The sequence below is a fragment of the Ralstonia sp. NFACC01 genome (assembly GCF_900115545.1).
Lineage (GTDB): Bacteria > Pseudomonadota > Gammaproteobacteria > Burkholderiales > Burkholderiaceae > Ralstonia > Ralstonia mojiangensis.
This window is the reverse complement of record NZ_FOWV01000003.1, coordinates 523,637-536,683: the sequence shown is the minus strand read 5'-3', so window position 1 is coordinate 536,683 and position 13,047 is coordinate 523,637. Positions and strand designations below refer to the sequence as shown.

The following is a 13,047-nucleotide window of genomic DNA, read 5'->3' as shown; positions in this document are numbered from 1 at the left end:
TTGAACGACTGCGCTCGGGGTTGGCCGATTGCAGCGGGTGTCCAAGTCACCCTGTGCTTCCCATTCGCTGCCCAGGCGAGCGGCAGGCGCCGTTGTGCATGACGCCAGAAACCTTGCGCTTCCTCGTGGTCGCTGCCCACATGTCGAAGCCGCTCAAAGCAGCTTCAGGATTCGCCAGTCGCGCAAGGTGGAATGGTTGCCCGCGAGTGTACGACAGCCCCATGGCCGCTGCAAGAAGCGGGCGTGCCGACGCGCACATTGCGGTGCAATACCACACAACGCTTCAGGTAAACTCTGACCTTTCGTTTTTTCAGGCCCGGAGACACTTCCATGATCGTATTCGTGACCGGCGCAACGGCTGGGTTCGGCGCGGCCATCGCGCGGCGTTTTGTGCGAGAAGGCCATCGTGTGATCGCGGCAGGCCGCCGCCAGGACCGCCTTGATGCGCTCAAGGCTGAATTGGGCGACGCCGTGCTGCCGTTCGTGCTGGACGTGCTGGATGCCGACGCCGTTGCTGCGCTGCCGGGTACGCTGCCCGAGGGGTGGCGCGAAGTCGACGTGCTGGTCAACAACGCCGGTCTGGCGCTGGGCCTCGAACCCGCCCAGCGTGCTGACCTGACCGATTGGGACCGCATGATCGGCACCAATTGCTCCGGGCTGGTGCATATGACGCGTGCGTTGCTTCCGGCCATGGTCGAACGCAATCGTGGTCACATCATCAATATTGGCTCGATCGCCGGGACGTACCCGTACCCGGGCGGCAACGTGTATGGCGCTACCAAAGCGTTCGTGCGCCAGTTTTCGTTGAATTTGCGTGCAGACCTGACCGGTACCCGCGTACGTGTATCGAACGTCGAGCCAGGCCTTTGCTCCGGTACGGAGTTTTCCAACGTGCGTTTCAAGGGCGACGATGCCCGCGTGGAGAAGGTCTACGAGGGCACGGAAGCGTTGACCGCCGACGACATCGCCGAGGCCGTCTACTGGATGGCGGCGCTTCCCGCGCACTTCAATGTCAACGCGATGGAGCTGATGCCCGTTTGCCAGTCATTCTCGGCCACCAGCGTGACGCGAGGCATGGCCTGAATTCCAGCGCAAGCCCTCGGCCGGTCGGTGGATGGCTGGCCGTCACTTGCGTGTTGGTAAAATTACCCGATGGCTTCTTTTGACTGGAACCTGCGTGTGTATTGGGAAGATACCGACGCGGGTGGCGTGGTGTTTTACGCCAACTATTTGAAATTTTTTGAGCGCGCACGCACTGAGTGGCTGCGCGCACTGGGGGTCGACCAGCAGGCGCTGGCCGACACGACCGGGGCCATTTTCGTGGTGCGTAGCACCGCCGTGGACTACCGCGCGCCAGCACGCCTGGATGACCTGCTGCAGATCCGTTCGCGTATGGAACGGGTCGGCTCCGCGTCGGTCCAATTCGCCCAAGAAGGCTGGCGCGGCGACGTTTTGCTCGCATCAGGCACGATTCGTGTTGGATGTGTAGACCGGCTCACTTTCCGGCCGACCCCGATTCCCGCTCCCGTACTCGCAACCATCAAAGCCGCCGCATGAATCCCGTCGAGGTCACACAAGATCTGTCGATCGTCTCGCTGGTGCTGCACGCCAGCCTCCTGGTCCAATTCGTCATGGGCCTGCTGCTGGTGATGTCGCTGTTCTCCTGGACGTACATCTTCCGCAAAGCCTTTGCCTTGCGCGCCGCGCGCAGCCAGACCGAATCGTTCGAGCGCGATTTCTGGGCCGGCGGCGACCTGCAGGCGCTGTATCAGAGCGCTGCCAACAACCGCCACACGACCGGTGCGCTGGAGCGCATCTTTGAAGCCGGCATGCGCGAATACCTCAAGGCGCGCGAGCTGCAGCGCGGCGGCGGCGATCCGAGCGCCATTCTCGATGCCTCGCGCCGTGCCATGCGTGCGGCCTACCAGCGCGAGATGGATTCGCTTGAATCTCACCTGCCATTCCTGGCGTCGGTTGGCTCGGTCAGTCCGTATATCGGCCTGTTCGGTACCGTATGGGGGATCATGAACGCCTTCCGCGGCCTGTCCAACGTGCAGCAGGCCACGCTATCGGCCGTGGCGCCTGGTATTGCCGAAGCGCTGGTCGCCACGGCCATCGGCCTGTTTGCGGCCATTCCGGCGGTGATTGCCTACAACCGCTACGCCACCGAGATGGACCGCCTGGCCAACCGCTTCGAGAGCTTTATGGAAGAGTTCTCGAACATCCTCCAGCGCCAGACGCGCTAAGGAGCCGCGCTCATGGCTACCATCCAGCGAACGCGCCGCGCCCGACGGGCCAAGGCCGACATCAACGTCGTTCCGTACATCGACGTGATGTTGGTGCTGCTGGTCATCTTCATGGTGGCGGCGCCCGTGGTGAACCCGGGGGTGGTCAATCTGCCGTCGGTGGCCAACGCCACGCCGCAGCAGACCCAGCCACCCATCGTCGTGACCATCAAGGGTGACGGCACGATCCTTGCTCGCGTCAAAACAGGTTCGGGAGCAATCGAGCAGAAGCTCGCCAACAACAACGAGCTGCGCGCATTTGTGAAGCAGCGCACTGACGAAAACCCCGATCAGCCCGTCGTGATTGCCGCCGACAAGTCGGTCCAGTACGACCGCGTGCTGACCGTGATGAGCGTGCTCAAGGGCGATGGCGTGAAGCGCGTCGGCCTGATGGTGAAATCGTCATGAGCACGTTGAAGAATCCGGGCGAGGCAACCTGATCGTCATGGCTACGACGTCGTTGCACCGTTACGAGCCTGTTCGCGAGCGCGGCACGCTGCGCGCGTTCGGGCTGGCGGTCCTGACACACATTCTGCTGCTCATCTTTCTGTACTTTGGCGTGCAGTGGCAGAGCAGCACCCCGCGCGGCGAAGAGGCCGAGTTGTGGGACGAGGCGGCGGTTCAGCAGGCCGTGCAGCAGTCCGCCCCGGTGCCTGAGGTCAAGCCGGAACCGGTGATCAAAGCACCGCCGGCCAAGGTGGAAGAGGAAGCCGATATCGCGCTTGAGCAGCAGAAGCGCAAGCGTGAGCAGGAGGCTGCGGCGGCCCGTGAGGCCGAGCTCGCCCGGCGCGCCGCGCAAGACCGCGCCGAAGCACAGCGTCAGGCCCGTCTGAAGGAAGAGCAACAAGCCCGTCAGGCGGAACTCCAACGCAAGGCCTTGGCCGAACAGCAGGCCAAGGAAAAAGCGGCTGAAAAGGCTGCTGCCGACGCGGCGCAGGCTCGCAAGAATGCGCAACTGCAAGCCCAGGCCGAAGCCAAGGCCAAGGCGGAAGCCGAAGCGAAGCAGAAGGAATTGAAAGCCAAGGCTGCCGCAGAAGCCAAGGCCAAGGCCGATGCCGAGCGTAAGGCGAATGAATCGCGTGCCAATGCACAGCGTCAGGCCCAACTGGATCGGTTGCGCGCAATGGCGGGGGCGGGCGCGACTGGCACGGTGGCGGGCTCCGGCGGTGGTGTTGGCAATGCCCAGGGCACGGGCGGTACAGCATCGGCAGGGTATGCCGAGCGTGTGCGGGCCAAGGTCAAGCCGAACATCCTGTTCGATCCTTCGGCCGTCAATGGCAACCCGTCGGCGGTCGTGTCGGTGCAGATGGCGCCAGACGGTTCGATCTTGTCCAAGCGCCTGACCAAATCGAGCGGCAACGGCGCCTATGACGAGGCTGTCATGCGCGCGGTCGAGCGTTCTGACCCGCTGCCACGCGATACCAATGGCAAAGCGCCGTCGAGCGTCATCCTGACGTTCCGGCCAAAGGAATAACGGGTCGGTGCTCGCGCAGGCGGCGCCGGCCGACGGTACTCAGATTCCGGATTTGATAGTAGGGAAGATGAACATGATGCGAACGATGTGGATCCCGATGTTTCGACGCGCGGCGCAGGCGTTGTTGCTGACCGCGGCAAGCGCCGGCGTGGCCCATGCCCAGCTCAACGTGGAGATCTCGGGCGTTGGCGCCAGCCAGTACCCGATCGCGATCGCCAACTTCCAGGGCGAGGCACAGGCTCCGCAAAACCTCTCGGCCATCGTCCGGGCAGACCTGGTGCGCAGCGGCCGCTTCTCAAACGTCGATGTGGCCGGGGCGGTCGTGCCGGAAAGCCCGGCGCCTGACCTGGGTGCCTGGAAGTCCAAGGGGGCCGCAGCCTTCGTGGGCGGCACCGTGACCCGCAACGGCGATCGCTACGAAATCCGCTTCCGCCTGTACGACACCGCAAAGGGCGAAAGCCTGGGCGGCCTGTCGCTTACGCGTGGCCCTGGCCAATTGCGCCTGGCTGCACACGAAATTGCCGATTACATCTATCAGAAGCTGATTGGCGAGCGCGGCGTTTTTGCGACGCGCCTGTCGTACGTGTCCAAGGTCGGCCGCCGGTTCCAGCTGCAGATTTCCGATTCGGACGGCGCCAACCCGCAGATCGCGTTGACGAGCAATGAGCCGATCATTTCGCCGTCGTGGTCGCCGGACGGCACCAAGGTCGCGTATGTGTCGTTCGAGAGCAAGAAGCCGGTGGTGTACGTGCATGACCTGGTGGCAGGCCGCCGCACGGTCATTTCGAACCAGAAGGGCAACAACTCGGCGCCGGCTTGGTCGCCGGATGGCCGCCACGTGGCGGTGTCGCTCTCGCGCGATGGCAATACGCAGGTCTACCTGGTCAACGCCGATGGCTCGGGCCTGCGCCGCCTGAGCCGCAGCAGCGCGATCGATACCGAGCCGTCGTTCTCGCCGGATGGCCGTTATATCTACTTTACGAGCGACCGTGGTGGTGCTCCGCAGATCTATCGCATGTCGGTTGACGGAGAGGAGTCGGGCGGTGCGCAACGCGTGACGTTCAAGGGCAGCTACAACACGAGCCCGCGTGTGTCGCCGGACGGCAAGCTGCTCGCGTACATCTCGCGCGTGGGGGGTGCCTTCCGCCTGTACACGCAGGACTTGTCCAACGGCGATGTGAACGCGCTGACGGACACCTCGAACGACGAATCGCCGAGCTTTGCGGCCAACGGCAAGTTCATCCTGTATGCCACGCGCGTTGGCGGCAAATCGGTGTTGGCCGCGGTGTCGACCGATGGCCGTACGCGTCAGGTTCTTTCCCTCCAGGCCGGCGAAGTTCGTGAGCCGGCGTGGGGTCCTTTCATGCAATAACGAAGCTGTTCCACTAGGAGAAATCGGACATGTCGAAGTCCCAAACCATGATCAAACTCGCAGCCATTGCCGCGCTGCTGGCCCTGGGCGCTTGCAGCTCGGGCGTGAAGCTCGATGACACCGCCAAGAACGGTACGGGCGGTGCTGCTGGCACGGGCGCTGATGCCCGTACGGTGACCCCGGTGGACGTGGGCCGCGACGAACTGACCGACCCGAACAGCCCGCTGGCCAAGCGCAGCATTTACTTCGATTTCGACAGCTACTCGGTCAAGTCGGAGTACCAAGGCCTCCTGGGCCAGCACTCGCGCTACCTACAGTCGCACAACCAGCGTAAGGTCCTGATCCAGGGCAACACCGACGAGCGCGGCACCAGCGAATACAACCTCGCACTGGGCCAGAAGCGTGCCGAGGCCGTGCGTCGCGCCCTGTCGTCCATGGGCGTGCCTGACAGCCAGATGGAAGCCGTGAGCCTGGGCAAGGAAAAGCCGCAAGCGACCGGCCACGACGAAGACTCGTGGGCACAGAACCGCCGCGCCGACATCGTCTACTAATCGGTATGGTTTGAAGTGGAACGCGCCGGCTGCGAGGTTGCGGCCGGCGTTCTTACGTTGGCAATCACATGAATACGATGATGAAACAGCGCGCTTATGGGGCCACGCGTCGGGCCATCCTGATGGCGACGCTCGTCGCGGGTGGCGCCCTCACCATGGCCGGCCCGGCGGCAGCGGGGGTGTTTGACGACGATGAGGCGCGCCGCGCCATCATCGACATGCGCGACAAGTTCAACAACTTCCAGTCGACGGCGGCCCAGCGCATCGATCAGAACAGCAAGAACCTGATCGACGCACAAAACCAGATCGAGACGCTCAAATCCGAAGTGGCGCGCCTGCGCGGGCAGAACGAAGTGTTGCAGAACAGCGTCGATACGCTGACCAAGCAACAAAAGGATTACTACTCTGACCTAGATGCGCGCCTGAAGAAGTTCGAGCCGCAGCAAGCAACGGTGGATGGTCGCGAAGGCATGGTCCAGCCGAACGAGAAGCCGGAATACGATGCTGCGCTCAAGGCGTTCCAGGGCGGCGACTTCAAGGGCGCGGGCAATCAGTTCTCGGCGTTCGTGAAGAAGTATCCGCAAAGCCCGTATCTGCCGCTGGCGCAGTTCTGGCTGGGCAACGCGCTCTATGCGCAGCGCGACTACAAGGGCTCGAGCTACGTGCTGGAGAACATGGCCCGCACTAATCCGCAGCATCCGAAGGCGCCCGATGCGCTGCTGCAGGTGGCGACCAACCAAGGCGAGTCGGGCCAGAAGGCGGCTGCACGCAAGACGCTCGAAACGGTGGCCTCGCAGTATCCCGGTACCGAGCAGGCCAAGACCGCCCAAAGCCGTCTGAAGACGATGCGCTGATCGGCAAGCCGCCCAGCATGTGGACCAGCGCCCGCCCGTGGCTGCACCGGCGGGCGTTTTTCATGGGGCGCCGAATGGCGGGCATATGCCGCGTCGGGCGCAAGCTGGGCGGCGGCACGCTAAAATGCGGGCCTTCCCGATTTGCTTTGCAAGGCTTCACCCATGAAAAAACGCGCCATCGTCCTGCTCTCCGGCGGGCTGGACTCTGCCACCGTGCTCGCCATGGCCAATGCCGACGGCTTTGAGACTTACGCGCTGTCGATGCGTTACGGCCAACGCCACTCGTCCGAGTTGGAAGCGGCCAAGAAAGTGGCGGCGACGCTGGGCGCAGTGCGCCATGAAATCGTCGATTTGGACTTGCGTAAGTTCGGTGGCTCGGCGTTGACGGACGATGCGCTTGACGTGCCGACCGACGGTGCGCAATCGGGCATCCCGATCACGTATGTGCCGGCGCGCAACACGATCATGCTGTCGCTGGCGCTCGGCTGGGCCGAGGCGATGGGCGCACGTGACCTGTTCTTTGGCGCGAATGCCGTGGACTACTCCGGCTATCCGGATTGCCGTCCCGAATACGTTGCCGCCTATGAAGCGCTAGCCAATCTGGCGACGAAGGCCGGCGTGGAAGGCGAGCGCATCCGCGTGAACGCACCCATCATCAACATGACCAAGGCGGAAATCATCCAGGCCGGCGTGCGGCTGGGCGTGGACTACGGCCTGACCGTGTCGTGCTACAAGGCCGACGACGACGGCCGCGCGTGCGGCGTGTGCGATTCGTGCCGCATCCGCAAGGCCGGGTTTGACGCCGCTGGCGTGCCCGACCCCACCCGCTACGCCTGACGAACCATGCCCGATATTGACCTCAACGCGTTGTCCCACACGGTGCTGTGGGCCACGTTTGCGCTTACGTTTGTGTTTGGCGCGATCCTTCAGCGCACGCACTTCTGCACGATGGGCGCGGTGTCCGACGTCGTCAATATCGGCGACTGGAACAGGCTGCGCATGTGGGCGCTGGCCATCGGCGTGGCCATGATCGGCACGGGCTGCCTGAGCTGGCTTGGCCTGATCGATACGAGCAAGACGATCTACACGGCGAGCAAGCTGCTTTGGCTGTCGTCGCTGGTGGGCGGCCTGCTCTTCGGTTTCGGCATGGTGCTGGGCTCGGGCTGCGGCAGCAAGACGCTGGTGCGCATTGGCGGCGGCAATCTGAAGTCGGTCGTCGTCTTTGTGTTTCTGGGGCTGGCGGCGTACATGACGCTCAAGGGCGTCTTTGGCGTGGTGCGTGTGGCCACGGTGGACAGCGTAGCCATTGCGCTGCCGACGTCGCAGGATCTACCGAGCGTGCTGGGCCACGCGTTCTCTGCCGATGTGCGCATGCTGCGTCTGGTGCTGGCACTGGTGATCGGCGGGGCGCTGTCGCTGTGGGCGCTACTCGCGCGCGATTTCCGCACCGGTGACAACCTGCTGGGAGGCATCGGCGTTGGCCTCATCATCGTCGGCATGTGGTACGTGTCGGGGCATCTCGGTTACGTACAGGAAGATCCGAACACGCTGCAGGAAGCGTTCGTGGCGACCAACAGCGGCCGCATGGAAGCGCTGAGCTTCGTGGCGCCGGTGTCGTACACGCTGGAGTGGCTGATGTTCTTCAGCGATACGTCGAAGGTGCTGACAGTCGGCATCGTGAGCGTGTTGGGCGTGATTGCCGGCTCGGCGGCGGTGGCACTGGGCACGCGCTCGTTCCGCTGGGAGGGCTTTGCCAATGCCGAGGACACGGGCAACCACATCATTGGCGGCGTCCTGATGGGCATTGGCGGCGTCACGGCGCTCGGTTGCACGATCGGGCAGGGGCTGTCGGGCGTGTCGACGCTGGCAATTGGCTCGTTCATCGCGCTGGCCGGGATCGTGATCGGCGCGGTGCTGGCGTTCCGCTATCAGATGTGGCGGATGGAGCGTCTGGTTTGATCTGATGGGCGTTGACAGAATCGCCGATATCTTCCTATAATCGCGGTCTTTGGGGTCTTTAGCTCAGTCGGTAGAGCAGTAGACTTTTAATCTATTGGTCGCGGGTTCGAATCCCGCAGGACCCACCAAAATTCGAAGGGCTGACAGGCAACTGTCGGCCCTTTTTGTTTGGTTGTCCTCCCGGCCAACTTCATCTCCTCGCGCTCTGCGTGGACGCAGCTCCCCACATCGATAGCACGCTGCGATTTTCCCTTAGCGCATCCCCTTGATTACGGCCGGTCATATGGCCGGCGCGTCGCATTCTGCCGGCGCCGCTAGGGATTTCCTCTATAGCGCTCATAGCTACCAACCACCACCATATCCTCTATTGGAACCGGTTCCATGCAGAGAAAAGTGCACAAATGGCAGATATCGTGATCGTGGCAAGCGCGTTTGGCGCCGCTCAGGTGCTTGAGCAGGGGCATCACGCTTATGTTCCCGTAGCCGCGTCGGTGGGTGCAGCCGGTTTCGAAGTGCGGCGTGAACTGTTGCCCGCGGGGCTCGATGGGACGGTATCGACAACGCTTCTCGCTGCCTTGGGTCGGCTGATTGCCGCGCATGGTCTCTGGGCGGTCTATTCGACGCCGGCCACGCTGTACACGAACGACGGTGCTCTGGACGCGGTCGCTATCCGGGGCGCGCTGCTCGAAGCGCAAAGTCTGGGCGCGCGCATCGTGAAGTTTCAGCTTGGCGGTTTTTCAGGCGATGCCTCAGCAGGCGTGCTGGCCCAACTGCTGCAAGGCTGGCGCGCACGGGCGCTGGTTGAGAACGGTCAACAGGCCGTGGGCGGCTCGCTGGCGCAGTTTCGAGGTTTGTTCGACGCATTGGAAGGGGCGGGCGTGGCGGACATGCTGGGCATGACGTTCGACATCGGCAACTGGGAATGGTCGGGCGAAGTGCCGCTGGCGTGCGCACGGGCCTTAGCTCCGTACGTTGAATACATCCATTGCAAAAGCGTCGCGGGCGAGGGAGCACGCCGTTTTGCGGTGGCGCCCGCGGGCAACGATGCGCGGTTCGCCGCCGTGCTGGCGGCATTGCCGGGTGATGTTCCGCGCGGCATCGAATTTCCGTTCGACGCGGTCGATCTCGCTGTCGATGCGCATCGGCATGTCACGTGGCTCAAGGCCGCCTGACTGTGGCTCGACATCAAAGGAGCTTACGCATGTCACAGATGTTGGATGTCATCACCTACGGCGAAGCCATGGCGATGTTCGTGGCGACGGCGCCTGGGCCGCTCGCGCACGCCACGCAGTTCACCAAGCGCATTGCGGGTGCCGATCTGAACGTGGCCATCGGCTTGAGCCGGCTGGGTTTTCGCGTCGGCTATGTGAGCCGGGTGGGGCAGGACTCGTTTGGCGAATACGTGCTGGAAACACTGGCACGCGAACGGATAGATGCCTCATGTGTGGCGGTGGACCCGCAGTTTCCGACCGGCTTCCAACTGAAGTCACGGGCCGACGACGGTAGTGATCCGCGTGTCGAGTACTTCCGTAAAGGCTCGGCCGCCAGCCGCCTCTCCCCCGCCGACTATGTGGCCGACTATGTGCTCGGCGCTCGCCATCTGCATCTCACGGGTGTGGCCCCCGCCATTTCGGCGTCGTCGTGTGAATTTGCGTTCCACCTCGCGCGAGAGGTGCGCGCGGCCGGTGGCTCGATCTCGTTCGATCCGAATCTGCGCCCAACGCTGTGGCCGTCCGCTGCGAAGATGGTGAGCACGCTGAACGCGCTGGCGGCGCTTTCCGATTGGGTGCTGCCCGGCTTGGCCGAGGGGCAGCAACTGACCGGCTATGACAGCCCGTCCGATATCGCGCGCTTCTATCTCGATCAAGGTGCCCGTGGTGTTGCCATCAAGCTGGGTGCTGCCGGCGCGTACTACCGGACCGCCGACGGCGCAGAAGGCATCGCCGACGGCGTGCGCGTGGAGCGCGTCGTCGATACGGTGGGCGCGGGTGACGGTTTTGCAGTGGGCGTTGTCAGCGCGCTGCTTGAAGGGCAGTCCCCCGGGTTGGCCGTGGCGCGCGGCAACCGTATTGGCGCGCTGGCAATCCAGGTGATCGGAGATTCCGAAGGCCTGCCGACTCGCGCCGAGCTCAATGTGCTTGAGCGACCGGCTCGCATGATGCGCGTGCCGGAACCCATTTCCAGCGTGTAACGCAGCGCTTCGACTGCCGTCCCTCGCGGGCGACGCAAACCATCAAAGGAGACACGACCATGGCAACGCAACTCGCGGCGCGGCGCTGGTGGATGATCATGCCGATCGTCTTTATCACCTACAGCCTGGCCTACCTCGACCGCGCCAACTATGGTTTCGCGGCGGCGGCCGGCATCAATCACGATCTGGGGATCAGCCAGGGTCTGTCGTCGTTGATCGGTGCGCTGTTCTTCCTTGGCTACTTTTTCTTCCAGATTCCGGGCGCCATCTATGCCGAGCGCCGGAGCGTGAAGAAGCTGGTGTTCATCAGCCTCGTGTTATGGGGCTTGTGCGCCGCGCTGACGGGTGTCGTAAGTGACATTCCCTCGCTGCTGGCGATTCGGTTTGTGCTGGGCGTGGTCGAGGCGGCCGTCATGCCGGCAATGCTGATCTACATCAGCAACTGGTTTACCAAGCAAGAACGCTCGCGCGCGAATACGTTTCTGATCCTCGGCAATCCCGTGACGGTGCTGTGGATGTCGGTGGTATCGGGTTACCTCGTGCGCGAGTTTGGCTGGCGCCACATGTTCATCGCGGAGGGCGTGCCCGCCATCATCTGGGCCGTGTGCTGGTGGTGTCTGGTGCAGGACAAGCCCGCGCAGGCATCGTGGCTGAGCACACAGGAAAAGCGCGACCTGGAACAGGCTTTGGCGGCGGAGCAGGCGGCCATCAAGCCGATGCGCAACTATAGCGAGGCATTCCGCTCGCCTGTCGTGATCAAGCTGTGCGCGCAGTACTTCTGCTGGAGCATCGGCGTCTATGGCTTCGTGCTGTGGCTGCCATCGATCGTGAAGAACGGCTCGTCGCTTGGCATGGTCGAGACGGGCTGGCTGTCGGCGCTGCCATATCTTGCGGCCACCATCGCGATGCTCGCTGCGTCGTGGGCATCCGACAAGTTGGGCTCGCGGCGCGGCTTCGTTTGGCCGTTCCTGCTGGTGGGCGCGGCGGCGTTCGCTGCATCGTATGGGCTTGGGTCCACGCATTTCTGGATGTCGTACGCGCTGCTCGTCATTGCCGGCGCGGCGATGTATGCGCCGTACGGCCCGTTTTTCGCGATCGTGCCGGAGTTGCTGCCGAAGAACGTCGCGGGTGGCGCGATGGCGCTGATCAACAGCATGGGCGCCCTCGGTTCGTTTGTCGGTTCGTACTTCGTGGGCTACCTCAACGGTGCCACGGGCTCGCCGCTGGCATCTTACGCATTCATGAGCGCGGCGCTGTTGGCCGCCGTGATCCTCACGCTCTGCGTCAAGCCGCAACCGCGTGATGCTTACGCGCTCGCCCACCCCATGCCTGGAAAGTGAGCCGATGAAACCTCTTGTCGTTGCGTACAAGCCGTTGCCCGATGATGTGGCCGCCCAGTTGCGCCAGCATGTCGAACTCGTGCAGGTCGACGGTGCTGCGGCGTTGACCGAGGCGCTTGCCAACGCCGACGGCGCGATCGGTGCGAGCCTGAAGATCACGCCTCAGATGCTCGACTGCGCGCCACGGCTCAAGGCGTGGTCCACGATCTCGGTCGGCTATGACAATTTCGACGTGCCTGATCTCACGCGCCGAGGCATTGCACTGGCGCATACACCTGATGTGTTGACCGAGTCGACCGCCGATACCGTGTTTTCGCTGATTCTCGCGTCGGCGCGGCGTGTCGTGGAGCTTGCCGAGTGGGTCAGGGCCGGGAATTGGCAGCGCAGCATCGGGCCAGAACTTTACGGCACGGACGTCCAGGGCAAGACGATCGGCATCGTCGGGCTGGGTCGGATCGGTGCGGCATTGGCGCGCCGCGCAGCGCTCGGGTTCCGGATGCATGTGCTCTACACGAACCGGAATCCGCATCCGGAAGCCGAAGCACAGTACGGCGCGCGCCGTGTGACGCTCGACACGTTGTTGGCCGAAGCCGATTTTGTTTGCCTGCAGGTGCCGCTAACGCCCGAAACGCAGCACCTGATCGGCGCGGCGGAACTGGCGAAAATGAAACACAGTGCGATCCTGATCAATGCATCGCGTGGGCCCGTCGTTGACGAGGCAGCGCTCATCCATGCATTGCGCAACGGCACGATCCGCGGCGCGGGGTTGGACGTGTTCGAGCAGGAGCCGCTGCCCGCCGACTCGCCATTGCTGGCGATGAAGAACGTGGTGGCACTGCCCCATATCGGCTCTGCAACGCACGAGACACGACACGCAATGGCCCGCTGCGCGGCCGACAACCTGGTCAGGGCGCTGGCTGGAACGTTGCGTGAGAACCTCGTGAATCCGCAGGTGCTGGAGCGGGCCCGCGGCTCATGAGCGGGGCGTGGGGATTGCGCTATGATCCTCGCACTCCGGCTC

14 protein-coding genes, 1 tRNA gene and 1 riboswitch are annotated in these 13,047 nt (G+C 63.7%); all 15 genes read left to right on the top strand.

The features are described 5' to 3' along the window. Nucleotides 1–62 precede the first annotated feature (62 nt). Nucleotides 63–192, bottom strand: a riboswitch (ZMP/ZTP riboswitch). A 138-nt stretch (nucleotides 193–330) separates the two neighbouring features. Then, on the top strand, nucleotides 331–1,083 hold the full coding sequence (ydfG, locus tag BM136_RS10500) for a bifunctional NADP-dependent 3-hydroxy acid dehydrogenase/3-hydroxypropionate dehydrogenase YdfG (protein ID WP_092971769.1): 753 nt from the start codon (nucleotides 331–333) through the stop codon (nucleotides 1,081–1,083). Nucleotides 1,084–1,152: 69 nt separating this feature from the next. Then, nucleotides 1,153–1,557, top strand: a complete 405-nt coding sequence (ybgC, locus tag BM136_RS10495) for a tol-pal system-associated acyl-CoA thioesterase (RefSeq protein ID WP_092971768.1) — start codon at nucleotides 1,153–1,155, stop codon at nucleotides 1,555–1,557. Beyond that, the gene (tolQ, locus tag BM136_RS10490) at nucleotides 1,554–2,246 is read left to right on the top strand and encodes a protein TolQ (RefSeq protein WP_004629517.1); all 693 of its coding nucleotides are present in this window, start codon (nucleotides 1,554–1,556) and stop codon (nucleotides 2,244–2,246) included. Before ybgC ends, tolQ begins: the two co-directional genes overlap by 4 nt. A gap of 12 nt (nucleotides 2,247–2,258) precedes the next feature. After that, on the top strand, nucleotides 2,259–2,693 hold the full coding sequence (gene tolR / locus BM136_RS10485; RefSeq protein ID WP_092971767.1) for a protein TolR: 435 nt from the start codon (nucleotides 2,259–2,261) through the stop codon (nucleotides 2,691–2,693). 37 nt (nucleotides 2,694–2,730) lie between these two features. Next, nucleotides 2,731–3,759, top strand: coding sequence for a cell envelope integrity protein TolA (gene tolA, locus BM136_RS10480; protein WP_092971766.1), 1,029 nt, complete (start codon nucleotides 2,731–2,733; stop codon nucleotides 3,757–3,759). 67 nt (nucleotides 3,760–3,826) lie between these two features. Further along, entirely contained in the window at nucleotides 3,827–5,131 is a 1,305-nt protein-coding gene (gene tolB, locus BM136_RS10475; protein WP_092971765.1) for a Tol-Pal system beta propeller repeat protein TolB, read from the top strand. Between the two features lie 29 nt (nucleotides 5,132–5,160). Further along, nucleotides 5,161–5,682, top strand: a complete 522-nt coding sequence (gene pal / locus BM136_RS10470; protein ID WP_004629508.1) for a peptidoglycan-associated lipoprotein Pal — start codon at nucleotides 5,161–5,163, stop codon at nucleotides 5,680–5,682. A gap of 68 nt (nucleotides 5,683–5,750) precedes the next feature. Next, entirely contained in the window at nucleotides 5,751–6,536 is a 786-nt protein-coding gene (gene ybgF / locus BM136_RS10465) for a tol-pal system protein YbgF (RefSeq protein WP_092971764.1), read from the top strand. A gap of 162 nt (nucleotides 6,537–6,698) precedes the next feature. Then, nucleotides 6,699–7,373, top strand: coding sequence for a 7-cyano-7-deazaguanine synthase QueC (gene queC / locus BM136_RS10460; RefSeq protein ID WP_092971763.1), 675 nt, complete (start codon nucleotides 6,699–6,701; stop codon nucleotides 7,371–7,373). Between the two features lie 6 nt (nucleotides 7,374–7,379). After that, entirely contained in the window at nucleotides 7,380–8,495 is a 1,116-nt protein-coding gene (locus BM136_RS10455; protein ID WP_092971762.1) for a YeeE/YedE family protein, read from the top strand. Between the two features lie 52 nt (nucleotides 8,496–8,547). After that, nucleotides 8,548–8,623, top strand: a tRNA-Lys gene (locus tag BM136_RS10450). Between the two features lie 273 nt (nucleotides 8,624–8,896). Continuing rightward, nucleotides 8,897–9,667, top strand: a complete 771-nt coding sequence (locus BM136_RS10445) for a sugar phosphate isomerase/epimerase family protein (RefSeq protein WP_092971761.1) — start codon at nucleotides 8,897–8,899, stop codon at nucleotides 9,665–9,667. Nucleotides 9,668–9,696: 29 nt separating this feature from the next. Further along, entirely contained in the window at nucleotides 9,697–10,686 is a 990-nt protein-coding gene (locus tag BM136_RS10440) for a sugar kinase (RefSeq protein WP_092971760.1), read from the top strand. A gap of 59 nt (nucleotides 10,687–10,745) precedes the next feature. Then, the gene (locus BM136_RS10435) at nucleotides 10,746–12,026 is read left to right on the top strand and encodes an MFS transporter (RefSeq protein ID WP_092971759.1); all 1,281 of its coding nucleotides are present in this window, start codon (nucleotides 10,746–10,748) and stop codon (nucleotides 12,024–12,026) included. Between the two features lie 4 nt (nucleotides 12,027–12,030). Next, nucleotides 12,031–13,005 (top strand): NAD(P)-dependent oxidoreductase, encoded by a 975-nt coding sequence (locus BM136_RS10430; RefSeq protein ID WP_092971758.1) that lies wholly within the window; start codon nucleotides 12,031–12,033, stop codon nucleotides 13,003–13,005. Nucleotides 13,006–13,047: the final 42 nt, after the last annotated feature.